Annotated in this window: 15 protein-coding genes and 1 pseudogene; 5 read left to right on the forward strand and 11 right to left on the reverse strand. The window is 70.0% G+C overall.

Annotation, left to right across the window (positions count from 1 at the left end; all coding sequences use genetic code 11):
* Positions 1-230 precede the first annotated feature (230 nt).
* Positions 231-902 carry a pyridoxamine 5'-phosphate oxidase family protein gene (locus OG896_RS02055; protein WP_329361796.1) on the forward strand — a complete coding sequence of 224 codons (672 nt, stop codon included), beginning with the start codon at positions 231-233 and terminating at the stop codon, positions 900-902.
* Entirely contained in the window at positions 899-3,367 is a 2,469-nt protein-coding gene (locus OG896_RS02060; RefSeq protein ID WP_329361798.1) for a glycoside hydrolase family 65 protein, read from the forward strand. The genes OG896_RS02055 and OG896_RS02060 overlap by 4 nt, the downstream gene beginning before the upstream one ends.
* 17 nt (positions 3,368-3,384) lie before the next feature.
* On the opposite strand, the gene OG896_RS02065 is transcribed toward OG896_RS02060, so the two are convergent.
* The 9 genes and pseudogenes from OG896_RS02065 to OG896_RS02105 form a co-directional block, all read right to left on the reverse strand.
* Complete coding sequence (locus OG896_RS02065; protein ID WP_329361800.1) at positions 3,385-5,097, reverse strand: GAF domain-containing sensor histidine kinase; 1,713 nt, start codon at positions 5,095-5,097, stop codon at positions 3,385-3,387.
* 134 nt (positions 5,098-5,231) lie between these two features.
* Positions 5,232-6,302 (reverse strand): zinc-dependent alcohol dehydrogenase family protein, encoded by a 1,071-nt coding sequence (locus OG896_RS02070; protein ID WP_329361802.1) that lies wholly within the window; start codon positions 6,300-6,302, stop codon positions 5,232-5,234.
* A 107-nt stretch (positions 6,303-6,409) separates the two neighbouring features.
* Positions 6,410-7,279 carry a universal stress protein gene (locus OG896_RS02075; RefSeq protein WP_329361804.1) on the reverse strand — a complete coding sequence of 290 codons (870 nt, stop codon included), beginning with the start codon at positions 7,277-7,279 and terminating at the stop codon, positions 6,410-6,412.
* A gap of 172 nt (positions 7,280-7,451) precedes the next feature.
* The gene (locus tag OG896_RS02080; RefSeq protein WP_443056910.1) at positions 7,452-8,576 is read right to left on the reverse strand and encodes a CBS domain-containing protein; all 1,125 of its coding nucleotides are present in this window, start codon (positions 8,574-8,576) and stop codon (positions 7,452-7,454) included.
* A 26-nt stretch (positions 8,577-8,602) separates the two neighbouring features.
* A pseudogene (locus OG896_RS02085) lies at positions 8,603-8,859 on the reverse strand (hypothetical protein); the annotation flags it as partial.
* 328 nt (positions 8,860-9,187) lie between these two features.
* Positions 9,188-12,217, reverse strand: coding sequence for a TIM-barrel domain-containing protein (locus OG896_RS02090; protein ID WP_329361805.1), 3,030 nt, complete (start codon positions 12,215-12,217; stop codon positions 9,188-9,190).
* A 106-nt stretch (positions 12,218-12,323) separates the two neighbouring features.
* Positions 12,324-12,611, reverse strand: a complete 288-nt coding sequence (locus OG896_RS02095) for an RICIN domain-containing protein (protein ID WP_329361807.1) — start codon at positions 12,609-12,611, stop codon at positions 12,324-12,326.
* 78 nt (positions 12,612-12,689) lie between these two features.
* Positions 12,690-13,355 (reverse strand): RICIN domain-containing protein, encoded by a 666-nt coding sequence (locus OG896_RS02100; RefSeq protein ID WP_329361809.1) that lies wholly within the window; start codon positions 13,353-13,355, stop codon positions 12,690-12,692.
* A gap of 203 nt (positions 13,356-13,558) precedes the next feature.
* The gene (locus tag OG896_RS02105) at positions 13,559-15,670 is read right to left on the reverse strand and encodes a glycoside hydrolase family 2 protein (protein ID WP_329361811.1); all 2,112 of its coding nucleotides are present in this window, start codon (positions 15,668-15,670) and stop codon (positions 13,559-13,561) included.
* Positions 15,671-16,339: 669 nt separating this feature from the next.
* Here OG896_RS02105 and OG896_RS02110 point away from each other — a divergent pair.
* The 3 genes from OG896_RS02110 (at position 16,340) to OG896_RS02120 (ending at position 23,277) form a co-directional block, all read left to right on the forward strand.
* The gene (locus OG896_RS02110; protein ID WP_329361812.1) at positions 16,340-18,109 is read left to right on the forward strand and encodes a glycoside hydrolase family 27 protein; all 1,770 of its coding nucleotides are present in this window, start codon (positions 16,340-16,342) and stop codon (positions 18,107-18,109) included.
* A 47-nt stretch (positions 18,110-18,156) separates the two neighbouring features.
* Positions 18,157-19,908, forward strand: coding sequence for a glycoside hydrolase family 27 protein (locus OG896_RS02115; protein ID WP_329361814.1), 1,752 nt, complete (start codon positions 18,157-18,159; stop codon positions 19,906-19,908).
* A 198-nt stretch (positions 19,909-20,106) separates the two neighbouring features.
* Positions 20,107-23,277, forward strand: coding sequence for a glycoside hydrolase family 3 C-terminal domain-containing protein (locus OG896_RS02120; RefSeq protein WP_329361816.1), 3,171 nt, complete (start codon positions 20,107-20,109; stop codon positions 23,275-23,277).
* A gap of 356 nt (positions 23,278-23,633) precedes the next feature.
* Here the strand turns inward: OG896_RS02120 and OG896_RS02125 are convergent, their stop codons facing one another.
* Positions 23,634-24,806, reverse strand: coding sequence for a baeRF3 domain-containing protein (locus tag OG896_RS02125; protein ID WP_329361818.1), 1,173 nt, complete (start codon positions 24,804-24,806; stop codon positions 23,634-23,636).
* A gap of 6 nt (positions 24,807-24,812) precedes the next feature.
* Positions 24,813-24,989, reverse strand: a complete 177-nt coding sequence (locus OG896_RS02130) for a hypothetical protein (protein ID WP_328472913.1) — start codon at positions 24,987-24,989, stop codon at positions 24,813-24,815.
* Between the last annotated feature and the right edge of the window lie 199 nt (positions 24,990-25,188).

A 25,188-nucleotide genomic window follows, 5' to 3' on the forward strand; every position in this document is an offset into this window, starting at 1 on the left:
CCTCCGCGACTGAAGCAGGAGGCCGGGCCGGGTAGTGGCGGGAGTCCGCGGGGGCGAGCGACGCTGGAAGACCGGGTCCCCGCGTGGCGAGGCGTTCCTCGCATCAACCGGGAACACCGGCCGCCGGCGTCCCCGATCCCCGCGTGCGAGCGGGGTGGGCACAACGGCCTGGACGTCGCACGGGCCCACGTCGAGGCCCAGGCTCCCGGCCTTCGTGAGGAGGAGAACGCGTGGAAGCGAATGTCAGCCCCGAGGCGCACGCCCCCGATCCGGATCTGCTCTGGCGCCACATCACGGAACGCGGGCGCCAACTGGGCATGAGCGAGGAGGCGGTGGCGAGGAAGGCACGGATGTCCCCGCACTACCTTCGCCAACTGGCGGCGGCCGGAACCGACTTCGATCCAGACGGGCTCTACCGCGTCGCCGCCGCCTTGCGCACGACCACTCAGGACCTGCTCGAAGGCCGGACGGACGCTCCGCCCGGGCAGGTGGACCGGGCGGAACGACCGGTGCTCGTCCACCTGACCGCCACGGAGTGCTGGGACCGGTTGGGACCGCACGGCGTGGGCCGTGTGGTGCTGCCCGCCGAGCCGGCTCCCGTCGCGTTCCCCGTCAACTACGCCGTCGACGCCGGCACCGTCGTCTACCGCACCTCACCGCACGGCGACGCCGCGCCCGCGGACGGCACGATGGTCTCGTTCCAGGTGGACCAGGTAGACGACAGTTCCAGCCGCGGTTGGAGCGTCCTCGTCACCGGCAGGGCCGAACGGATCGACGACACCGCCGAGGCCCACCGACTCGCCGAGGAGCAGCCGATCCGGCCCTGGGCCGGAGGAGACCGCCCGCAGTGGATGCGCATCCGCCCCGACAGCGTCACCGGGCGCCGTATCGGAGCGATGTGAGCCGGCCCCGCCGGCGCGACACGTCCTCGTCCCGCCCGAGCGCCACGGGCGGGGAGCGGACGGCGCCGACCGGCTGGACCTGGGCGTACCAAGGCTACGATCCGTCGCGGGAGCGACTGCGCGAGGCGCTGTGCACGCTCGGCAACGGCTACTTCGCGACCCGTGGCGCGGCTGCGGAGTCGGTCGCGGACGAGGTCCACTACCCGGGCACCTACGCGGCGGGCTGCTACAACCGGCTGTCGTCCCGGGTGGCCGGCCACGAGGTCGACAACGAGGACATGGTCAACCTGCCGAACTGGCTGCCGCTGCGGATACGGGCCGGCCCGGGACCGTGGTTCGCACCCGACACCTGCTCCGTCCTCGGGTACGAGCAGCTCCTGGACCTGCGCCGGGCCACCTTCACCCGCCGGATGCGGCTGCGGGACCCGGCCGGCCGGGAGGTCGCGGTGGAGGAGACCCGGATCGTCCACATGGCCGACCCGCATCTCGCCGCTCAGCGCCTGGAGGTGACCGCCACCGGATGGGCGGGCGAGCTGGAGATCGAGTCCGGCCTGGACGGCCAGGTCGCCAACGACGGCGTCGAGCGGTACCGCGCGTTGGAAGGCCGTCACCTGGTCGACCTACGGGTCGGGGCTCCCCGGCCGGGCACGGTGTCGCTGAGCTGCCGTACGTCCTCCTCGGGCATCGGCATCGCCATGGCCTGCCGCACCCGTGTCGACCGCGCCCCGCTACGGGAACCGGCCCGCGCCGGCGGTGAAGGGCGCGCGCTGCTGCGGCTGACGGTGCCCATCCGTCCCGGCCGGCCGGTCACCGTGGAGAAGACGCTCGCCCTGGACACCACGCGGGACACCGCGATCGGCAATCCCCTGGACGCGGCGCTCGCCCGCGCCGAGCAGGCCCCGGACTTCGCGGCCCTGCTCGAGTCGCACACCACCGCGTGGGACCGGTTGTGGCAGCGAGCCGAGCTGGAGGTACCCGGCAGGGCCGGACACGTACTGCGCCTGCACCTGTTCCACATCCTCCAGACGCTGTCCCCGCACACCGCGAGCCTGGACGTCGGCGTGCCCGCCCGCGGCCTGCACGGAGAGGCGTACCGGGGACACGTCTTCTGGGACGAGCTGTTCGTCCTGCCCTACCTGAGCCTGCACCTTCCCGAGGTCTCGCGGGCGCTTCTGCTCTACCGCTACCGCAGGCTGGGCGCCGCCTGCCGCAGCGCCGCCGACGTCGGCCGGAAGGGTGCCATGTACCCGTGGCAGAGCGGCAGCGACGGGCGGGAGGAGACCCAGCGGCTGCACCTGAACCCGAAGTCCGGACGCTGGCTTCCCGACCACTCCCGGCTCCAGCACCACGTCGGCTCCGCGATCGCGTACAACGTGTGGCAGTACTACCAGGCCAGTGGCGACGCGGCCTTCCTGCACGCCCAGGGGGCCGAGATGCTCTTCCAGATCGCGCGGTTCTGGGCGGACACCGCGCGATGGGACCCGGCATACGGCAGGTACCGCATCGAGAGGATCGTCGGCCCGGACGAGTACCACGACGCCTATCCGGGCGCGGCTGAACCGGGGCTGGACGACAACGCTTACACCAACGTCACGGCCGCGTGGGTGCTGTGCCGGGCGCTGGAGACGGCCGACATCCTTCCCGCCCCGCGCCGGGACGAACTGTTCGAGCGCCTCTCACTGGACCGGGCGGAACTGGAGCGCTGGGAGGACGTGTCCCGCCGGCTGAGGGTGCCGTCCCACCAGGGTGTCATCAGCCAGTTCGAGGGCTACGGCGAGTTGACCGAACTGGACTGGGCGGGCTATCGGCGCCGCTACCGGGACATCCGCCGCCTCGACCGCATCCTGGAAGCCGAAGGGGACAGCGTCAACCGCTACCAGGCGTCCAAACAGGCCGACGTGCTCATGCTCGGCTACCTGTTCCCGATGACCGAACTGTCCGCGCTGTTCCGGCGTTTGGGGCACCAACTCGACCAGGAGACCTGGACCGCCACCGTCGACCACTACCTGGCCAGGACGAGCCACGGGTCGACGTTGAGCGAGCTGGTCCACGGGTGGGTGCTGGCGCGGTCCCGCCGAGCCGAGGCATGGAGCTACGTGCAGCAGTCGCTCCTGGGCGACGTGGCCGATCTGCAGGGCGGAACGACCGGCGAGGGCATCCACCTCGGCGCCATGGGCGGCACCCTCGATCTCGTCCAGCGGTGCCTGACCGGCCTCGAACTGCGCGGCGGCGCCTTGCATCTGGACCCCGTGCCGCTGCCGGAACTGTCCCGGTTCCACCTCGCGCTGCACTACCACGGCCACTGGGGTGTGCGGCTGACCCTGCACTCCGGGCATCTGCACATGAGGGTTCCTCATTCGGACCGGGAACCCGTCCGGTTCGCCATGGCCGGGCAGACGCACATGGTGGAACCCGGGGCGGAGTTCACCGTCGGCCTTCCGCCCGCCTCACGGCCGCCGGTCTGAGCCCGGGCCACCGGGCCCTACCCGGGTCGGCTCCCGCCCGCCAGCGGCACCCGCCACAGCAGGCGGGTGCCACGCTCCGGGGCCGGGCCGACCTGGAAGCTCCCGCCCAGACCCTGCGCCCGCTCGGCGAGGTTCCGCAGGCCGCTGCGCGGGACCCGGGGTGCGATGCCGACACCGTCGTCGCAGACGGTCAGGGTGAGCGTGCCGGAGGCGGCCTTGAGCGAGACGCGCACGGCGGACGCGCCGGCGTGCCGCGCGACATTGGACAGGGCTTCACCGAGCACCGCGACGGCCTCCTCCGCGACCGCCGACGGAACTTCGGTGTCGATCAGGCCCTCCATCTCCAGGGACGGCGTGAACCCGAGCGTGGCGGCCGCACGCTCGATGCCCGCCACGACCTGCGAGCGCAGCCCGCCGGTCCGGTGCTCCGCTTCGTGGGCGCGGAGACCGAAGATCGTGCTCCGGATGATCTTGATGGTCTCGTCGAGGTCGTCGACGGCCCGCATGAGACGTTCGGTCGCCTCGGGGTGGTCGACGAACCGCAGCGTGCTCTGCAGCGTCATGCCCGTGGCGAACAGACGCTGGATCGCCATGTCGTGCAGATCCCTGGCGATACGGTCGCGGTCCTCCAACAGCGCGACCTGTTCCGCGTCGCGCCTGCGCTCGGCCAGCTCCATCGCAAGTGCCGCCTGCCCCGCGAAGGCGAGCAGCGGCGCGGTCTCCTCCTCGCTGAAGGGTGCCTCCTGCACTTTCCTGGCCAGCAGGAGGACTCCGCGTACGCCGTCGTCGGTGACCATCGGGACCGCCACCACCGGGCCCAGTCCACGCCAGCGCGGCGGCCCCGCGAAGGCCCTCGGGTCCTTCTGGATATCGGCCGTGGCGATCTGCTCACCGGCGGTCACCGCCGCACCCATGAACGAGCCCTCCACCGGCAGTACGAGATCGCGGTGCGCCTCGGCGTCCACGCCCAGTGCGATCGCCACCCGCAGGTCCGTGCTCCCGGAGACGGGCAGGGCGAGCACACCGAGATCGGCCCCGAGGATGCGCCCGGCGTGACCGACGATCCCTTCCAGCACCTCAGCCTGCGGCAGCCCCGACAACAGTGCCCGAACGACCTGCGCGTTCGCCTCCAGCCAGCTCTGCCGGGCGCGGGCCCCCCGGTAGAGCCGGGCGTTCTCGATCGCGATGCCCGCCGCGACGGACAGGACGCGCAGGATCGTCTCGTCCTCCACGTCGAAGTCGGCGCCGCTGCGCTTCTCGGTGAGATAGAGGTTCCCGAAGACCTCGTCGCGCACCCGGATCGGCACCCCGAGGAAGGAGTGCATCGGCGGGTGGTTCGGCGGAAAACCGTACGAGGCGGGGTGATCCGAGAGTTCCGGCAACCTCAGCGGCCGCGGATTCCTGATCAGCTCGCCGAGGATTCCGTGCCCGGAGGGCAGCGCGCCGATCTCGCGCGCCCGGTCCTCGTCCACCCCCACCGTCAGGAACTCCGACAGCCGCGTGCCCTCGATCACGCCCAGCGCGCCGTATTCGGCGTCGACGAGGGTGACCGACGCTTCGACGATCCGGCGCAGCACGTGCTCCAGGTCAAGCTCGCTGCCCACCGAGAGCAGCGCCTCCAGCAGGGTGTGGACGCGGGCCTGGGTTCCTCGTACCTCGTCGATGCGGGTCTGCAACTCCTCCAGCAGCCCGTCCAGCTCCAGTCCGGGCCGGTCGCCACCATCGCCCACCGCATCCTCCACCGCTGCTGACCCGCGAAACCACGGCGCCTCTCGCCCGCACGCTAACCAGCAGCGAAGCGGCCGCGGTGTTCCGACAGGGCACTCACGGGATTCGGCCGGCGATTCCGCCCGGTCGGCGCACTTCACGTCCCCGCGCGGGGCCGCACCGTGTCGTGCCGGGGCTCCCCCAGCACCACCTTGAGGGCCCCGGTGTCGGCCGCCCGCGCGAACACGTCGTACGCCTCCTCCATCGCACCAAGACCGAAGGCGTGGGTCACGAGGGAGGCCGCCGGGAGCCTGCCGTCGATGAGCATCCGCAGCAGCGTCGGCGTGGAGTACGTGTCGACCAGCCCGGTGCGGATCGTGACGTCACGGCTCCACAGCTCCTCCAGGTGCAGCGTGGCCGGTGCGCCGTGCACACCGACGTTGGCGACCGTGCCGCCGGCCCGGACCATACGGGTGCACAGTTCGAAGCTCTGCGGCACACCGACGGCCTCGATGACGACGTCGGCGCCGAGGCCCTGCGTGAGGTCGCCGACCAATGCGACGGCCTCGTCGGGCGAGGCGACGGCGTCCGCCCCCAGCGCCTTGGCCGCGTCCAGTCTGGTCGCCGCGAGATCGACGGCCACGATCCGGCCCGGGGAGTAGAACCGCGCGGTCGCGATCGCGGCAAGCCCGATCGGGCCGGTGCCGACAACAGCGACGGTGTCCCCGGGGCTCACGTTCCCGTTGAGCACACCCACCTCGTAGGCGGTGGGGAAGATGTCGGCGAGCAGCACGGCTTCCCGGGCCTCGATCGAGGCCGGCAACGGGTGCAGCGACATGTCCGCGAACGGCACCCGGACGAACTCGGCCTGCGTGCCGTCGATCAGGTGGCCGAGCACCCAGCCCCCGCCGCCACGGCACTGGCCGTAGGCCGAGCGCCGGCAGGCCGGGCAGCGCCCGCAGCCGGAGATGCAGGAAATCAGCACGCGGTCGCCCGGGCGCACCTGCGTGACCGCGGCCCCGGTCTCCACCACCTCCCCGACGGCCTCGTGCCCGAGGACCGTTCCCGGCTGCACCTCCGGTACGTCTCCGGCCAGGATGTGGAGGTCGGTGCCGCAGATGGTGACCGCCTCCACCCGGATGATCGCGTCGGTGGCGTCCTTGATCGCGGGATCGGGGACGTCCTGCCAGGCGGACCTGCCCGGTCCGTCGAAAACGAGCGCCTTCATGGAGATCAGCTCCTCGTGCTCGGCTCGATAGTGTGTTCCGGCTCTGGGCCCTCCGCGCCGCCGGCCTGCCCTACCGCCGTCGTTCCGACGCCCGCGGGCATCGGTGTTCAGTCCTCCTGGGGCACCACGGCCACCGGGCAGTTCGCGTGGTGCAGTACCGCATGGTTCACCGGGCCGAGCTGCATGCCGACCCTGCCCCGTCGGCGGCGCGCGCCGACCACCAGCAAGTCGGTTTCGGACGATGCGTCCAGCAGGGCGTCACGGGCCGGCCCCTCGGGCGTCTCGCGCTGAACGGGCACCTTGGGATACGTCTCGACCGCCGCGGCCAACGCGTCGTCGAGGGCCGCACCGGCGGCGGCCCTGTGCTGCTCGGGGCCGGTGTCCGGAAGGCTCGGCGACGGGGAACCCCTCCATGGGCGGCGCCAGGCGCGGATCGCGTCCAGCTGCGCGTCCCGGATCTGTGCCTCCCGGAACCCGAAGTCGACGGCCGAGGACGACTCTCCTTCGTCGGCGACCCCCATCGTCACCCTCCCGAAGTCTCCGTGGACGTTCGCGTCCTCACCCCGCACCACGATCACCGGGCACCGCGCGTGCGCCGCGACCGCCAGGCTGGTGGACCCCAGCAGCGTTCCCTTCGCCGCGCCCCACCCGTGGCTCCCCACCACGACCCCGAAGGCCTCCTGGCTCATCCCGACCAGCGCCGACACGCGATCCTCACCCACGAGCCTCGTGGTCACCGGCAGATCAGGAGCCTGGCGGGTCACCCGCTCCTTCGCCGATGCCATCATGCGGTCGGTCACGACTTGGTAGGTCGACCGGCCACCACTGCCCGGGGGCACCCGCTCGTAGTACTCCCACAGCGTTCCGTACACCAGTCGCAGGGGCACGTCGTGCCGGACCGCCTCCTCCACCGCCCAGTCCACGGCCCGCAGGCTGGAGTCCGAGCCGTCGATCCCCACCACCAGTTCGCGTCGCATCCTCGTCGCCTCCAGGTGTGCTGCTTCCGGTGAGGTCGCGTTCTCACCCTCACGCAGTCCCAGCGGCCGCGTCAGGGGGCCGAACGGTCCCGTGCAGGGGTCGCCCGGACCTTTCCCCGTGCGGCGCGGAGACGGTCACGATCCACCGCGCCGACCGGATCAGGCCCCGCCCTCAGGTGACGGGCGCACCCGACTGCGCGGGCCGGAACTCGCACTCCGCGTCTACGACACCTTCGACCGCGCGTGCCAGGCGGCCCGCCAGCGGGATCAGCTCGGGCTCCAGTGCGGCACCGCGGAGCACGACCCGTCCGTCGTTGACGTCGACCTCCACGTCCGACCCGCCCGGGAAGAGCACGTCCACGACCTGATGGCGCACCTCGTCGGATATCTCCTCGTCGGTGCGGAGAAACGTCTTGAGAAGATCCGAGCGGCTGACGATGCCGCGGAGCTTGCCCGCCGCGTCGATCACCGGCAGGCGTTTGACACCCCGCACGGCCATGATCCGGGCGGCTTGCGCCAGAGTGGAGTCGGCGTGCACGCACACCGCCGGAGCTGTCATCAACTGGCCGGCGGTGACGGCTCCGGCCTTGTCCACATCCCTGTTCCGCTCCTCTCGGTCGAAGCGGTTCGGCGGCACGGCGCGGAACTCCTCCTTCGGCAGCAGGTCCGCCTCCGAGACCACTCCCACCACCCGGCCCTCCCCTTCGAGCACCGGCAACGCGCTGACCTTCCAGTGCTTGATCGTCTTGACGATCTCCTTGAAGGAGGCGTCCCGACCCAGCGCGACGACGGTACGGGTCATCACGTCCTCGACGGTCACAGGTGAGCTGAACATGATCTCCTCCAGCGGTACGGGTGGACGTCCCGAGACGGCTGCTCCGCCGAGGAAGGGGACCGCCCGACACCTACCGTGGACGCGCGGTGCTGCGCTCCTCGCGACCCGTCCCTCCGGCTTCGCCACCAGCATCGCGCACGCCTCGGCCGCACGCTGGGGCCGGACGGCCCCCATCAGGACCGTCCGGCCCGCCCGACGAACTGCACAAAGGACGTGCACGAACGAGCCGCCTCCGCCGAGTCCCTGGTCGCCGGCGCGGACGCCGCGGGCGTAGGCCGGGATCGACATCGACTCGGCGATCAACCGGTGCGCCAGTACTTCCCGGCGGCGGTCGAGTTCTCCCAGCGGGAGTCCGTGCCGGCCGGACTCGGGCAGGAAGTTCCAGTGCTTGCGCCCGCGGTCCGCGTGGGGCAGCAGCACCCGTGTGCGCTGATCAGGCGTCAGGCCGTCGAAGAGCCCCATCGCCGCGAACGTGACGGCCGTCGCATCGAGACGATCGGATAGGACTCGAAGGAGCGCCAGGCATACACGACGTCGTCGCCTGCCCAGCGGCGGCGGTCAGAGCCTCCAGCACACCGGGAAGCGGGGGGTAGGGGTTCTCGTTCGAGGACAGCTTCCAGCCGGTGCCGTCGGCGGACACGGCCGGTTTGCGCGGCACGTAGACCGGGATCGTGTCGAGCACGGCACGCAGCCGAGGTGACAAGACCTTGCCGGTCCCTTCCTCACCTTGGCTCGCCTCGCTCATGCGGTGTCCGTCCTGCTGCTCGGGTCCATCAGCTGTCCTGTCCTGGGGTGACCGCTCGGGGCGGGCCCCAGGACGCTGACCCACGTCACTCTCCGTTCGGATGCCGGACAGCATCCCGACCGGGGGGTGCCGGTGGCGCGGCGCCGCGGTGCAGAGCGCCTGCACTCACCAGGACGAACGTCTCCGAGCACGTCGTCACCGATGCTGTATCCCTCGCTCAGCAGGCAGTCCCGCACCGTGGGCTCGCCCGCTCCGGACGGGCGCGGACGGCTACGGCGCGGGACGTGTGGCAGCGACGCGGCTGCTACTGCTACTGCTACTGCTACTGCTACTGCACGATCAGGCTGTCGATGTTCGGGCCGGTGGCCTTCGTGAGGGTGGCGCGGACGGTGACGTTCGCCCCCGCGGGGAGGGTCGCGGTGCAGGAGGCCGTCGCCCAGGTGTCCCAGCCGCCGGTGGACGCCATGTCCAGGGTGGTGATCTTCGTGCCGTTGACGTCGAGGGTGAGCGGGCGGTCCGCGCTGTCACCGTTGGCGTAGCGGACCAGGAGCGTCTTCTTCCCGGCCGCGGGGACGTTGACCGTCCAGGAGATCGTGGAGCCCGCGGAGGTGCCGTTGAAGTCGGCGTAGCCGGTGCCGGTGTAGCCGGGGTGCTGGGTGTCGAGGATGAAGGTGCTGTCCAGTCGCGCGCTCTCGGCCTGGTAGACGGTGCCGCCGCTGACAGCGGGGAAGGCCGCGCCGCTGGGTTCGACGGTCGCTGCGGTGCCGCCGGAGGTGCTCACCGCGATCGGCGCCGTGACCACGCTCAGGACCTTCGTCGTGGCGTTCCACACGGTCCCGGCGGTCCCGGCGATGAGGGCCGCGGCCTCACTGGTGAAGGCCGGAAGGGTGGCCCCGCCGTTGACCCGCATCCCCACGGCCTTCGACAGGCCGTGGAAGCGGACGACGTAGCGGCGGGAGGTGGGCGCGCCGTTGTACGTACCCTTCGGCTGCGCGATGACGACACGGGTGGCGGCGTCGGTGTAGGCGAGGTGGGTGGTGGCCGTCGCGCCGCCGCGGTGCGCCTCGGTCACGTTGTCGTCCTCGACGACGTCGAAGGTGCCGTCGGCGCCCGCGTAGACGTCCAGTTCGAGCTGCTGCTTGGTGAAGTAGGCGCTGCTCTGGGCGTAGGGGTACCTGGGCAGGATCGCCCCCGCCTTGACGAACAGCGGCGTCTCACCGGTGGTCGTGGTGTAGGAGAAGTCGCTGCTGTCGGTTCCGGTGTGCTTGATGTCCGCCCAGAAGTTGTACCAGGTAGCTCCGGCCGGCAGCCAGATCTTCTGCACGGCGCCGCCGTCGGAGGTGAGCGGCGCGACCAGGAGCGAGGGGCCGAACATGTACTGCAGGTCGTGGTCGTACGCCTGGGACCGGTCCTGGTAGTCGATCACCATGGCGCGTGCCATGGGCATACCGCTGGCGGCAGCCTGGTGGGCGAGTGTGTAGAGGTACGGCATCAGGGTGTACCGCAGCTGCCCGTACTTCGCGAAATCCGCCTGCGCCGTGGTGCCTTGGTCGAGCGGCCAGCGCGACGCCTTCTTTCCCTTCGACGGGACGGTGGCGGAGGTGTGGGGGCGCCAGATCGGGGCGAGGCTGGACCACGCGACCGGCCAGTTGCGGTAGAAGGCGTCGGAGACCACGTTGCCGTCGCCGTAGCCGCCGCCGTCGACGTTGTGGAACGGGAACCCGCCGAGGCCGGCGGTCTGCATGCCGCGGATCTGGTCCTGCATCTCGGCGTAGGTGGAGCTGATGTCGCCGGTCCAGTAGTGCCCGTAGCGCTGCTGGCCCGCGACGGCACCGCGGCTCCAGGTCCAGGGGCGTTTGGCCGAGCCGATGTGCCCGCTCCCGGTGGGGTCCCAGCCTTCCGCGCCGACGCCCTTGTGCAGGTTCAGGATGTAGGCGTTGCGCCCTTCGGCCCAGGTGCGGCCGTCGGCCGTCTTCGCGGTGTACGGGAGTTCGCCGATGTCGTCGGTCTCGTCGATCCACAGCCCGTCGCAGGGGTACTTCAGGCTCGGGTCGAGCGCCTTGTCCCAGAAGACCTTCCACACCCAGGCGCGGGTGGCGGGGTTGCTCCAGTCGGGGACGGAGCCGTTCTCTGCGACGTTTTTCAGGTCGGCGGTCTGGAAGCTGTAGCCGCCGGGCGGCGGGCCGCCCTTCCAGTTCTCCATCAGGTCGGTGTTGTTGCGGTTGTAGTCCAGCGTCACGGTGACGCCGTTGGCGGCGGCCCACTTCTCGTATCCGGCCGGGTCCGGCCAGCGGTCGGGGCTGAACTCGAACCACGAGCCGGACCAGCCGCCGGTGCCGTTGCGCCAGCGGTTGTCGTTGACCTGGTGGTCGAAGGGGAAGCCGGCCGCGCGGTGCTGGGTGATCTTCGTCTGCCACCAGCTCTGGTCACTCACGTCAGGGAAGCTGTGGTCGGTCATGTGCAGGCCGAGGATGGACCGCTGGGGCAGCCGCGGACGGCCGGTGAGCTGGGTGTAGCGGTCGAGGAGGTCGGCGAAAGCGGGCCCGTTGACCAGGAAGTAGTCCAGCTGGGGGGCGGAGCCCCCGGCGTTGTGCCCGTCGGCGTAGAACCCGTACCCGTTGCTGCCGCCGAAGTTGAAGGTCGTGTCGAACGTGGTGTTGAAGAACACCCCGTATCCCTTGCTTGACAGGTAGAACGGCACGATGGCCGGTGCCTGGTCGTTGGGGTTGTCGGCGGCCTCCGCCGCGTCGGCGTAGTTGTGGGAGACCGTGTCGCCGGTGCGATCCAGCCTGGGCGTGCGGCCGAGGATGCCGTGCCCGGCCTTGAGGAAGTGCTCGTCGGAGGAAGGGGCGGCGAAGGACTCGGTGACGACGGTGTTGTTCGAGCCGCTCCAGTTGATGCTGTGGGTGGCGTCCTCCTTCGCCAGCAGCACACCGGTCGCCCGGGCGTAGAACTCCAGCCGTAGGGGATTCTTCTGCAGGACGATGCGCAGTCCGTTCGCTGCGGAGGTGAGCAACTCGAGGGTGCTCGACGTCACGTTGACGCTGAGCGTGCCGCCCATCGAGGTGTGGTTCGCGGGGTCCACCATCTCGTAGCGGGTGTCCGCGAAGAAGGACTCCCCGGAGCGCACCGCGTGCACCCTGACGATCTGGGCTCCGTACGCGGTGATCCGCAGTTGTTGACCCGACGAGCTGGTGACGGTGATGCTCCGGCCGTCGGCGGTGTGGGACGCGTAGTTGCCGAGTTGTGCGCCGGTGGGGGTCGCCCCGAACGCGGGCACAGAGGTGACGGCGCCCGCGGCCAGCGTGCCGACGGCCGTGGCGAGCAGGGTCCTGCGCTTGATCTGTTGGTGTTCCATAGGTGTCTCCCATAGGTGGGGCCGCCAGGATCGGAGCAGTGTCTTTGTACGTGCGGTGAGCCGGGACGTGGGTGGTGCGGGCACCCGCATGCGGTCTTCGCTTCTTTCAGGAGACGCGCCAGACCTGGTTCGAACCGCCGTTGCTGCTCCACCGGTCCAGGGCCGTGCCCGCCGTGGTGGAGCCCTTCGGGATGTCGATGACCAGGCCGCTGTTGAGGCTCCTGAGGGTGCAGGAAGTGTTCTGGAAGCCCAGCGGGTGGGAGCTGCCGTGGCACAGGTACGGACCGCACGGCGTGGAACTGGTCGCGACGCCGACCTTCGCCACGGCCAGGAGCAGCAGTCCCGTCTCGGCTCGCCGGAGCAGCTCCCCCAAGCCGGCGGTGTTCCTCAGCATGGGTCCTGCCTTCTGCGCGGTCGTCGTCGAACCGATCGGGGGGCTGTCGCGCGGGCCGGTGCGGCCGCGCCGCACGGATCAAGCCGGCTGCGGCACCGTCCACTTCTGGTCGGCGTTGCCGTTGCAGTCCCAGATCTGGGCCTTGGTTCCCGGCGCGGACGAATCCTGGGAGTCGTCCAGGCACTTGCCGGTGTTCCCTGACGTCACCGGTCCGGCCGGTTCGGACGGGGTGCCGGCTCCTGGCAGGGCCGCGACGAGCGCGCCCCCCGCACTCGCCGTGCTGCCGGAGGAGAGCTCCCTGATCGGTCCGGCCCAGGACACCCCGAACCCTGTGCTGGTGGTGTCGTGGGCCTCGATCGAACTCGCCCGGGCGTTCAGCCACGCGTCGTGGTCGGTGGTCTTGGCGGCGGTGGCCAGTTGCCGCGGTCCGCGCACGAAGATGCCCTTGAAGGAGACGCCGTTGTTCTTGCCCGAGCTGTCGAGACCGTCGTTGACCGGCTTGTGCTTGTCGAAGGCGCCGGAGATCGCGTACGAGTGCTGGGTGGAACCGGTCGTCTGCTGGTAGGTCTCGGTCGTGCTCAGGGCCACCGCGGAGTCCACCAGCCGGTGCCGATCTGGCCGGTGCCCGAGTCGTAGGACGACATCAGCGCCGCGACGCCGCCGACGGCGGGCGAGGTCGCCGCCGAGGAAGGCCCGGCCGTTCCGATCAGTGGCGATCCGTCCGCTGAGGGCGGCGGCCGTCACAGCCGCGCCGAAGATCGTGGTGTTGCGCCTACGGTTCGTCCGACGGCCTCGGCGGCCGGGCTCGGCCGAACCGCGGTTCGCAACGTCGGTCGTGGGCGTGGCGGCTCTCGCCACGGCGTGTCGCGCGGGGTGGCTTCTCATGTCCTGCCTCATGGTGTGGGGGTGTCAGGCGAGCGCCCTTGTGACGTGTGCCGAAGGTCCCGTCAGGACCCGGCCAGCGTCCAGGTCACGGTGTCGGTGTGGGTCACGCCGGCGATGGAGGCCGTGACGGTGACGGTGTTGGTCCCCGTGCGGAGGTTCACACCGGTCCAGGTGAAGATGTGGTCCGAACTGCTCCGCGCACCCAGCAAAGTGCCGTTCAGCGCAGCGGTCACCTGTGTGGCGTTGGAGTAGACCTTCACCTCGGTGGCGGCGTCGGTGCGGGCGGTCCAGCGCCGGCTGGTGAGGTAGAGGGTGGGCGCGGTCGACCAGTTGGCCTTGTACCAGTAGAAGGCGTCCTTGCGGGTGGCGCGGTCCCGGGTGACCAGGCCCTTGTCGTTGATGCCGGGCTGGCCGCCCTCGTTGCGCCCGTCGGAGGCGAAGTCGAACATGTTCCACACGAACGACCCCCAGATGAAGGGCCGCGCGGCGATCTGCTTCCACTGCGACTCGTGCAGCAGCGACTGGAACTCCTCCGGGTGGAAGTTGCTGCTGTATCCCGATGGGTTGAGTGCGTGCTGCGCGGTGTTGGCCCCGGCGCCGTACTCGGAGATCGCGAAGGTGCGGCTCGGCTCCGCCTGGTGCAGACCGTCCGCCCACGGCCCGAGGTCGCCGATGGAACCGCCGTACCAGCCGAAGTACTTGTTGTACGCGGTGGTGTCGGCGTGCGAGGCCACCTTCGCGTCGTTGCCGAGGTCGTTCGCGTACGTACTGATCCGGTCCGGGTCCTCGCTCCTGACGAGGTCGGCGAGGTTCGCGAGCAGCGTGTTGGTGGGGGTGTCGTCGCTGTTCTGCTCGTTGCCGATGCTCCAGAAGACGATCGAGGGGTGGTTGTAGTTCTGCCGGATCAGCTCGCGGAGCTGGTTCTCCGTGCTGGAGGTGAACGCCGAGGAGTCGGTGGTCGCGTTGATCAGCGGCACCTCGGCCCACACCACCACGCCCGCGGCGTCGGCGAGGTTGTAGTCCTTCTGGTCGTGCTGGTAGTGCGCCATCCGGACCGTGGTGGCGCCGATCTCCTTGATCAGGGACCAGTCCTGCTCGTGGTCGGCGTCGGTTTGGGCCCACCCCTCGGGTCCGCGGTCCTGGTGCAGATCGACGCCGTGCAGGCCGAGGTGCCGGCCGTTGAGCGTGAAGCCGGTGCTGTCGAGGTGGTAGCTGCGCAGGCCGAGCGGCTCGGTGACGACGTCCGTGACCGTGCCGGCGGTCGCGTCCCTGACCTCGACGTTGGCGCTGTACTGGTACGGGTCGGCGAGGCCGTTCCACAGGCGCGGGTCGGTGATGGTGACCGTCTGGACGACGTCCCACTCGGCGTTGGCCGCGACGGTCTTCGGCGGGGTGCTCTTGTCGGCCACGACGGTGCCGCTCGCGTCGGTGATGACGGCGCGCACGACCACCGAGCGGCTGGAGGTGTGGTTGTTGAAGACCTTCGCGGTCACGTCGACGGTCGCCGAGGAGGCGCTGACACCGCGCTGGCGCAGGTAGATGCCGGGGCCGGCGTAGTCGAGCATCCGGATGCCGAGCTTGTCGATCGCGTAGAGGCTGACGTTGCGGTAGATACCGCCCTGGAAGGTGTAGTCGGCGCTCAGCGGGGCGATGTCGCTGTTGCCGGCGTTGGTCACCTTGACCGCGATGACGCTTTCCTTGCCTGCCGTGAGGTTTCCGGTCACGCCGAACCGGAAGCGGGAGTAGCCGCCTTGGTGCTGGCCGAGGTGGGTGCCGTCGACCCAGACGTCGGCGACCTGGTTGGCGCCGGCGAACTGGAGGAAGAGCTCCTTGCCGGACAGGTTCGACGGCAGGGTGTAGCGCCTGCGGTACCAGCCGATGCCCCGGTAGTAGTTGCCGCCGCCGTCCGCGCCGTCCTGCGCGTTCCAGGTGTGCGGAACGTTGACGGCGCCCCACCCGCTGTCGTCGAAGGCGGGCGCCTGCGCCCCTGGGACGTCGCCCTTGTGGAAGCGCCAACCCGAGTCGAGGCTGGGCCAGGCGCGCAGTGCGGGCGGGGTGTAGGTCTGCGTCGCGGCCGGCGCGGCGGCCGCCGCCGTGCCGACGCCGGTGAAGGTGGCGAGGACACCACCTGTCACGGTGCCGAGCACCTGCCGACGACTGGGATGTTCGTTCATGGTGCCGCCTTCCCAAGATGGGGGAATGTGGTCCCGGTCCGCACGTACCTCCACACGCAGTGGGGCGGGGTAGGGATCTCGAATCCGATGGTTCATAGATATGAACGACGATCTGAAACATGAACTGCGGCCAAATGCGAGGCTAGGCCGGGCTGCACCAGGGGTCAACCCTCCTGCACGGAGGTGCAACTTCCGTGCAGACAGGGCGATTTGAGCCCCGCTTGTTCACGTAGGCGAACCACCGAGGGCGTCCGACGTCTTTCGAGAGAGCGCTTCCCGTACTCCGGCCTGCGACTTCTTGCCGCGCCGGAGTGTTGGAAAATGTTTCTTTGTCTTGAGTCTTGACCTCTGATGAAACAAGACAACACACTGTGCGCCATCCCCTCACCGAGCGAAAAACACCTCCCCGCAATGGACCGGCATTCTCCGGCACGACCACCGCACGGCCGGGCGCTCGGAAACGTTCGTCGGTCACGGCGGGAGGCACGTCCCGAACCTGGGGTGGCCAACTGCGTCCTGTCCGCGACGGCGTACCCGCGTCCGACGCGATCCCCGTCATCCACACCGCGTCCTTGGCGCTGCTGCTGATCGCGTTGCGGTTCGCCGGCCCCACCCAACCGGTGGCGTGCAGCTCGAACCGACCCCCACAACAAACATGAAGGACTGCTCATGACGTCATCGATTCCGCTCCCGCCGCCCGGCGCGGGCGACCTCCGGCGCCATGCCTGGTGGTGCCTGCTCGCCGTGGCCGCACTGCTGGCCTCCCTGCTGTACGGAACGGCGATCTCCGCCGCTCCCCCCGCCCACGCGGAGTCCAACGGTGCCGCGCTCACGCCCCAGTCCGGCTGGAGCAGTTGGAGCTTCATCCGCAAGAACCCGACGGAGGCGAACATCGAGGCGCAGGCCGCCGCGATGGCCTCCACCGGCCTGGTCGGGCACGGATTCACCTACGTCAACATCGACGACTTCTACTACCTCAACCCCAGCCAGACCGTGGACGCCAACGGGCGCTGGGTGATCGACACCAGCAAGTTCCCGCACGGCATGAAGGCGGTCGGGGACTACGTGCACGGCAAGGGCGAGAAGTTCGGGATGTACCTGACCCCGGGCATACCGGTGGCCGCGTACAACCAGAACACCCCGATCGCCGGCACGTCCTACCACGCGCGGGACATCGTCTCCGACACGTCGCACTACGAGAAGAACTACAACTTCGGTGACGGGTCGATGTACTTCATCGACTACAGCAAGAACCCCGCCGCCGCACAGGCCTACCTCGACTCGTGGGCCGACCTGCTCGCCTCCTACGGCGTGGACTACCTCAAGATGGACGGCGTCGGGCCGGACGACACCGCGGACGTCCAGCACTGGTCCACCGCGCTGAAGCAGTCCGGCCGCACCATCCACTTCCAGCTGTCCAACTCCCTGGACGTCAAGAACGCCGCCGTGTGGAAGGCGAACTCCAACGGCTGGCGCATCGACGGCGACGTCGAGTGCTACTGCAGCACCCTGACGAACTGGTCCAACGTCTCCAAGCGCTTCAACGACCTGCCCGCCTGGGTCGCCTACGACGGCTCCGGCGGCTGGGGCGACCCGGACTCCGTGGACGTCGGCAACGGCTCCAGCGACGGCCTGACCGTGGACGAGCGCCGCAGCGAGATGACCCTGTGGTCCATCTCCGCCGCCCCGCTGGTCCTGGGTACCGACCTGACCCACATGGACTCCACCGACCTGTCGCTGCTGACCAATGACGAGGTCCTCGGCGTCGACCGCGCCGGCCACCCCGCCCACCCCGTCGTCCAGGGCGCACAGCAGCAGACCTGGTGGGCCTACAACGGCGACGGCACCTACACCGTCGGCCTGTTCAACCTCTCCGGCTCCACCGCCGACGTCACCGCCACCTTCTCCGACCTCGGCTTCACCGGCAGCGCCACCGTCCACGACGACTGGAGCCACACCGACCTGGGCACCTCCACCAACTCCTTCACCGCCTCCCTGCCCAGCCACGGCTCCCGCCTGCTGAAGGTCACCCCCGCCGCCGGACACGGCACCATCGGCACACCCCTGGTCAGCAAGCTGTCCGGCCGCTGCGCCGACTCCCCGCAGGGCACCACCTACAACACCACCCCACTCGAGGTGTGGGACTGCAACGGCGCCCCCAACCAGAACGTCGTCCACACCTCCTCCAACAAGAGCCTCAAGCTCGAAGGCAAGTGCTTCGACGCCTACAACAACGAGACCAAGGCCGGCACGCCCGTCGAGATGTTCGACTGCAACGGCCAGACCAACCAGCAGTGGAACATGAACAGCAACGGCACCATCACCGGCGTCCAGTCCGGACTCTGCCTCGATGTCACCGGCACCACCAACCCCAACGGCGCGGCCCTGGAGCTGTGGACCTGCAACGGCGGCGACAACCAGCAGTGGACCCTCAAGTGACCCCGGACACGCGGCAGAACATGCGCATCCGCCCCAGTGGAGGACAGATGAGAAAACGATGGACCGTGCCCGTGCTGGCAGCCGCCGTCAGCATCGGACTGGCGGCGCCCCAGGCGCTGGGGCCCAAGGCCGAGGCATCGGACAACGGCATCGCCGTCAACGCGCCGCTGATGGGGTGGAGCGACTGGGGATTCCTGCAACGGGACCCCTCGGCGGCCAAGTTCAAGGCCCAGGTCGACGCCCTGGTGTCGAGCGGCCTGAAGGACTCCGGCTACGTCTACGCCAACATGGACGACTTCTGGTACAAGTGCCCGGGCAGCCAGGGTCCGGACGTCGACTCCTACGGCCGCTGGGTGACCGACACCTCGCTCTTCCCCGACAGCGGTTCCACCGACGGCATGCAGGTGCTGGCGAACTACGTGCACAGCAAGGGCCTGAAGTTCGGGATCTACGTGACCCCGGGCGTCTCCGCCCAGGCGGTGTCGAAGAAGACCCAGATCAAGGGCACGTCCTACACCGCCGACCAGATCGCCGAGAGCTCGTCCGCGAGCAACTTCAACTGCAAGGGGATGCGGAACATCGACTACGGCAAGCCCGGAGCCCAGGACTTCATCAACTCCTGGGCCGACGAGTTCGCCAGCTGGGGGGTGGACTACGTGAAGCTGGACGGGGTCGGCCCGTCCAAGACCTCGGACGTCACGGCGTGGTCGAAGGCACTCAAGCAGACCGGCCGCCCGATCGCGCTGAACCTCTCCGCCAGCCTGTCCGCCTCTGACGGCCCCACCTGGTCGTCGCTGGCCAACTCCTGGCGGATCGACGGCGACATCGGCGCCAGCCCGAAGGGCTCCAGCTTCCCGCTCACCAGCTGGAGCAACCTGTCCAAGCGGTTCGACGACGCGGCCGACGCCCAGCCCAACGCGGGCAAGGGCGGGTGGAACGACCTCGACTCCTTCGGCGTCGGCAACGGCGACAACGACGGCATCACCCCGCCGGAGCGCCAGACGAACATGGCGCTGTGGGCGCTGGCGAGCTCGCAGTACATGCTCGGCGCCGACCTCACCAACCTCGACCCGGGCGACAAGGCACTGCTGACCAACAAGCGGCTCATCGCGATCGACCAGGACGGCATCCCCGCCGCCCGGGTGGTCAAGAGCGGCAACGAACAGGTCTTCGCCAAGCGCGAGAAGAACGGCACCTGGTACGTCGGGGTGTTCAACACCGACACCTCGGCCAGCCACACCTTCAGCCTTCCGCTGGCCCGACTCGGCCTCACCGGCTCGGCGAAGATCACCGACATGATCAACGACGACAAGCCGCTCGGCACCGTCAGCACCTACACCACCAGCGTGGCCGCCGGCGGCGTCGCCCTCATCTCCGCGGTTCCCACCTCCGGGACGGGCGGCACCGGCGAACTGGTCGGTGCCCAGTCCGGCAAGTGCGTCGACGCCGACGGCGGCAACGTCTACTTCAACGGCACCAAGGAGCAGCTCTGGGACTGCAACGGCGGCATCAACCAGGAGTTCTCCCTGACCGACTCCGGTGAGCTGCGCACCATGGGCGCCACCGACTGCCTCGACGCCTACAACGGCAACACCACCCCCGGTACCAAGGTGGAGTTGTGGAACTGCGACGGCGGCGACGCCCAGAAGTGGACCGTCAAGAGCAACGGGACCATCGTCGCCCAGAAGTCCGGCCTGTGCCTGGACGCGACCGGCGCGAAGACCGCCAACGGCACTCCGCTGCAACTGTGGACGTGCAACGGCGACGCCAACCAGAAGTGGTCCTGGTCCTACCACTGAGCGCTGGACCCGCCGGCTGGCCCCGCCACCCGCGCGCTCGCGCCCGCCGGCCGGCGCCGGCGGGCGCGGGCCGCGGGGCGGTCGAGGACACATGGTCCGAGCGCACCTCCAGCCATCGACTCCCGCCACACCAAAAGGAGATGTCCCCCCATGCCCATGCCTCACCTACCAGGTGTGAGAGCCAAGGTGCTCATCGCCATGACCGCTCTGAGTCTCGGCGCCGCCGGACTCGTGGCGGCCGAAGTCCCGGCCTCCGCCCAGACGCGTGCGGACGCCGCCCCCGCCGCGTCGAGCGCATGCCCCTGGGTCGGTTCGAACGCCCCGGTCAGCAGCCGCGTCAACCAACTGCTCGGCCGGATGAGCCTGACCCAGGAAATCTCCATGATGACCGGCGGCAAGGGGTCCAGCTTCGTCGGTGAGACCCCGGCGATCGGCTCGCTGTGCATCCCCGCCGTGAACCTGGAGGACGGCCCGGCCGGCGTCGCCGACGGCATGACCGGTGTGACCCAGCTGCCCGCGCCGGTGAGCGCGGCCGCCACCTGGGACACCGCCGCGGAAGCCGACTACGGCAAGGTGGTCGGCGCCGAGGAAGCCGCCAAGGGCACCGACGTCGACCTCGGGCCGACGATCAACATCGTGCGCGACCCGCGCTGGGGCCGGGCCTTCGAATCGATCGGCGAGGACCCGTACTTCAACGGCGTCCTCGGCGCGTCGGAGATCCGCGGTGTGCAGTCGGCCGGCGAGATGGCACAGGTCAAGCACCTGGCCGCCTACAACCAGGAGACCCACCGCAACACCCCCAGCGACAACGTGATCGTCGACCAGCGCACGTTGCAGGAGATCTACCTGCCCGCGTTCGCCGAGTCGGTCGGCACCGGCGCGGCCTCGTCGGTCATGTGCTCCTACAGCACGATCAACGGCACCGACGCCTGCCAGAACCCGGACATCATGAACGGTGTCGTGCACCAGCAGTTCGGCTCCGACGCGTTCATCACGTCAGACTGGGGCGCCCTCCACACGACAGCCGCGGCGGCGAACGCCGGCCTGGACCAGGACATGCCGGGAGACGACGGCTACTACGGCAGCGCGCTGCAGTCCGCCGTCTCCAACGGCCAGGTCGGCAAGTCGACGATCGACACCGCGGTCCGCCGCATCCTGACCCAGATGTTCGGCTTCGGCCTCTTCGACAACGTCCCGGCCGGCTCACCGCGCGCGACGGTGACATCCTCGGCGCACACCGCCACCGCCCGGCAGATCGCCGAGCAGGGCACCGTGCTGTTGAAGAACTCCGGCAACCAGCTGCCGCTGACCTCCGCCACGAAGTCCATCGCCGTGATCGGCGCGGACGCCTCCACCAGCGTGCGCAGCGCCGGCGGCGGCAGCGCGTCCGTCAAGGCGGGCAGCGTGGTCAGCCCGCTCTCCGGCATCACCTCCCGCGCCGGCAGCGGCGTGCAGGTCAGCTACGACAGCGGCTCGTCATCCAGTTCGGCGGCGACGGCAGCCTCCAAGGCCGACGTGGCCGTGGTCTTCGTCAGCAAGTCCGAGAGCGAGGGCGGCGACCTGGCGAACATCGACCTCGCCGCTTCCGACAACTCGCTGATCTCCGCGGTGGCCAAGGCCAACCCGCACACCGTCGTGGTGCTGAACACCGGCTCGGCGGTCACCATGCCGTGGCTGTCCTCGGTCTCCGGCGTCTTCGAGGCCTGGTATCCCGGCCAGGAGGACGGCAACGCCATCGCCGACCTGCTGTTCGGTGACGTCGACCCCTCCGGCCACCTGCCGGTGACCTTCCCGACCTCGCTCGACCAGGTGCCGGCGAACAGCGCGGCGCAGTGGCCCGGCGCCGACAACAAGGTGCAGTACTCCGAGGGCCTGCAGGTCGGCTACCGCCACTACGACGCCACCAAGCAGACCCCCCTGTTCCCCTTCGGCTTCGGCCTGTCGTACACGTCCTTCAGCTTCAGCGACCTCAGCGTGGGCTCGCTGACCAAGGGCGGCTCCGCCACCGTCACGGCGAAGGTGACCAACACCGGCAGCCGCGCCGGCTCCGATGTCGCCCAGCTCTACATCGTTGACCCGGCCGCGTCCGGGGAACCGTCCAAGCAGCTCCAGGGCTTCCGCAAGGTCACCCTGGCGGCCGGTGCCAGTACCACCGTCAGCTTCCCCGTCACCGAGCAGAACCTGCGGCACTGGAACACCGGGTCGAACAACTGGACCACGGACACCGGCGCCTACGGCATCCGCGTCGGCGATTCGGCGGCCGACATCCCGCTGACCGGCACCCTGAACGTCACCTCGGGCCAGCTCGGCCAGCCGGTGACCGTCACCAACCCCGGGCCGCAGGCCACCATCGCAGGCGCCGCGGTCTCCGTACCGGTCACCGCGAAGGACTCCACCAGCGGCCAGACCCCGACGTTCAGCGCCACCGGGCTCCCCGCCGGTCTGAAGATCTCCGACGCCGGCACCATCACCGGCACCCCGACCAGAGCCGGCACCACGACCGTCGACGTGACGGCCAAGGACGGCAACGGCGCCTCCGCGACCACCTCGTTCGTGTGGACGATCTCGCCTTCGACTGCCGGCGTGCCCACCACCCCGCTCATCGGCCAGGGCGGCAAGTGTCTCGACCTGGGCGCCGACGACAACACCAACGGCTCCAAGGTCGACATCTACACGTGCAACGGCACCAGCGGCCAGTCCTGGAGCCACCTCGCCGACGGGACGCTCAGGGCCGCCGGCAAGTGCCTGGACGCCAAGGCCGCCGGCACCACGGACGGCACGCTCATCCAGATCTACGACTGCAACGGCTCCGGCGCGCAGGTCTGGCACGACGGCTCCGACGGCTCACTGGTGAACCCCGCGTCCGGCAAGTGCCTCGACGACCCGAAGGGCTCGACCACCGACGGCACCCAGCTCCAGCTCTACACCTGCAACGGCACAGCGGGCCAGTCCTGGGTCTCACCCGCCGCCGGTGTCTCCGGCCCGACCGGTCAGGTCACCGGCATCTCCGACCTGTGCGTCGACGTGAAGGCCGCGTCGAACGCCGACCGCACCCCCGTGCAGACCTACACCTGCAACGGCACCGACGCGCAGCAGTGGACGGTGGGTTCTGACGGCACGCTCCGCTCGCTCGGCAAGTGCCTCGACGTGCTCGCCGCGGGCACGGCCGACAAGACCCAGGTCGACCTCTTCACCTGCAACGGCACCGGGGCCCAGACCTGGTCGTACACCGCGTCGAGCAAGGCGCTGCGCAACCCGGCGTCGGGCAAGTGCCTCGACGTCCCGGCGGCCAGTACCACGCCCGGCACCCAGTTCGACATCTACGACTGCAACGGCACCGCCGCTCAGCAGTGGAACCTGCCGAGTTGAGCGGGGCGTGCTGAGCACGCGGCACCGCTGATCCCCGGCTGGCTCCCGCCGCCGTGCTCCTGGCCCGGGCCGGCCTCCACTCCGGCCCGGGTCCTTCGCGTGCACCCTCGGAACGTTCGCCCGGTCCTCCGGGGACCCGGCGGCACGCGGCGCGCTGAACAGGGCGGTTCAGGCCGCGGCGGCTCGGGGGCGGCTCCCGGCGGTCCCGCTTGACCAGGCTGGTCCGCCCGGTCGTGCCGTCCGGCGTCTCCGGGCTGAGGCTCACGGGGTCGGAGCCGTCGGGGCTCGCCCCGCCGCGACCCGGCCTCGGCCCTGGTCGGCCGCGGCGCGGGGCCGGCTTTCACCGCCCGCGGCGGTCAGTAGCGCAGCACCGCCGCCACACCGTCGGGGAGCGTTCCGTCGGGTACGAACATCACCCGGGACTCCGCCAACATGGCGTTCTCCACCAGTTGTTCGACGATGTCGGTAGCCACGCCGGACGCGCGGGCCGGCGGCTCGACATCCGGCTTCGGCTCCGGCAGCGTCACCGGTTCGGGGAACGGCACGACCTCCAGTTCCCGCCCGTCGCCGCCGACCCTGCCCGCGAGCACCAGGCTCTCCTCCACGAGCAGTCGGCGTACCCGTTTGTCGGCGACCGCGGTCCACACCTGCGGCGCTCCGCTCGCGTACTTGTCCTGTGCGCGTGCCGCGTCCAGTTCCGCGACGGCTTCCGCGACCTGCCGGGCGTGGAAGTCCGCGAGGAGCGGCTCGCACCGCTCCGCCACCTCCGCGGCCGGACGCGTGTTCATGCCGGTCAGCGGCAACGCGCCGGCGATCAGGTGCGCGTGGCCGTTGAGTCCCTTGAACGCCGAGAGCATCTTGTCGCTGCCGATGACGAACAGCGGCGCCCCGTTGTACTCCTTCATCACCGGCTTCAGCCGGGCGTCGACGGTCCGCAGATACTGCTTGACCCGCTCGCCGTGTCCCTCGTAAGGCGCCGAGTGGGGAATGGGCCCGGGCAGGGAATCCTCAGGGGAAGGGATCTGCGGCGAGTCGGGGAAGCCGTGCTCCTTCACCTCCACCAACTGCCGGTCCGACCCTCTGTACAGCCGGCACATCTCCTGATCGAGGACGAGGACCAGGTAGGGCTGCGAGCGCTGCTCGGCGGCCACGAGGTAACGAGTCAGGAACACCGTGGCGAACTCCACGCGCGGTGTGACGGGCGACGTCAGTTGCCACACCTGGACGTCCTCCCCCGGCGTCACATAGATCACCAGCGCGTCGTGGGCGCGGACCGGATCGGTGGCGTCCTCGATCACGTCAGGAACCAGCATGCGGTCCCGCAGTTCCAGCGCCGCGCCCCGCTCCACGTCCGGATCTTCCGCCAGTTGCCGCTTGGCCTCGATGGTGAGGTCACGCAGCATGATGCGGTCCTTCTCGCCGAACGGGAAGTCCCGCTCGGTCGGCATGGCCAGGGTGATCGCGGGATACGGCCTCGGGGTGCGCAGGGCGGCCAGGATTTCGGGTGTCAGATCAGATATGTGAGCCATGGCGAGTCACGACGTCCAGTGGCCGTTGGGCTGGCGGTGATCGTGCGGGCGGTGACGTTTGTCGAGAATCTGGTCTTTCGACTCCCGAACCACATGCGCGATCTGGGTGTGGAAGTAGAGCAGCTTTCCCTGTCCTCGCGCACCCAGACCGTGGTGGCCCTTCACCTGGGAGTTCTTACTCATACGCGTCAGCTCCTCACGCTGAGGAATCCTCATCGCGGCTTTCCGAACGTATGCTCCACGCTACGCCCGCCTCGGCGGCCCGGCGAATGCGCAGTTGCCGGCGCCACGGCGTGAACGCGCGGGCTACGTTGCGCGGTCGGCCCGGGCAGATCGGAAAGGGCTCAGGGTGTGCTCAGTCGCGCACCTCGACGTGGACCAG

Origin of the sequence: Streptomyces sp. NBC_00669, assembly GCF_036226785.1 — a bacterium.
In the GTDB taxonomy this organism is placed as follows: Bacteria; Actinomycetota; Actinomycetes; order Streptomycetales; family Streptomycetaceae; genus Actinacidiphila.

Excerpts from the sequence above, each read along its gene's own strand:
- OG896_RS02110 (WP_329361812.1), top strand. The coding sequence starts at position 16,340 with ATGACGTCATCGATTCCGCTCCCGCCGCCCGGCGCGGGCGACCTCCGG.
- OG896_RS02070 (WP_329361802.1), bottom strand. The coding sequence starts at position 6,302 with ATGAAGGCGCTCGTTTTCGACGGACCGGGCAGGTCCGCCTGGCAGGAC.
- OG896_RS02125 (WP_329361818.1), bottom strand. The coding sequence starts at position 24,806 with ATGGCTCACATATCTGATCTGACACCCGAAATCCTGGCCGCCCTGCGC.
- OG896_RS02090 (WP_329361805.1), bottom strand. The coding sequence starts at position 12,217 with ATGGAACACCAACAGATCAAGCGCAGGACCCTGCTCGCCACGGCCGTC.
- OG896_RS02130 (WP_328472913.1), bottom strand. The coding sequence starts at position 24,989 with ATGAGTAAGAACTCCCAGGTGAAGGGCCACCACGGTCTGGGTGCGCGA.
- OG896_RS02095 (WP_329361807.1), bottom strand. The coding sequence starts at position 12,611 with ATGCTGAGGAACACCGCCGGCTTGGGGGAGCTGCTCCGGCGAGCCGAG.
- OG896_RS02075 (WP_329361804.1), bottom strand. The coding sequence starts at position 7,279 with ATGCGACGCGAACTGGTGGTGGGGATCGACGGCTCGGACTCCAGCCTG.
- OG896_RS02105 (WP_329361811.1), bottom strand. The coding sequence starts at position 15,670 with ATGAACGAACATCCCAGTCGTCGGCAGGTGCTCGGCACCGTGACAGGT.
- OG896_RS02120 (WP_329361816.1), top strand. The coding sequence starts at position 20,107 with ATGACCGCTCTGAGTCTCGGCGCCGCCGGACTCGTGGCGGCCGAAGTC.
- OG896_RS02115 (WP_329361814.1), top strand. The coding sequence starts at position 18,157 with ATGAGAAAACGATGGACCGTGCCCGTGCTGGCAGCCGCCGTCAGCATC.
- OG896_RS02080 (WP_443056910.1), bottom strand. The coding sequence starts at position 8,576 with ATGGGGCTCTTCGACGGCCTGACGCCTGATCAGCGCACACGGGTGCTG.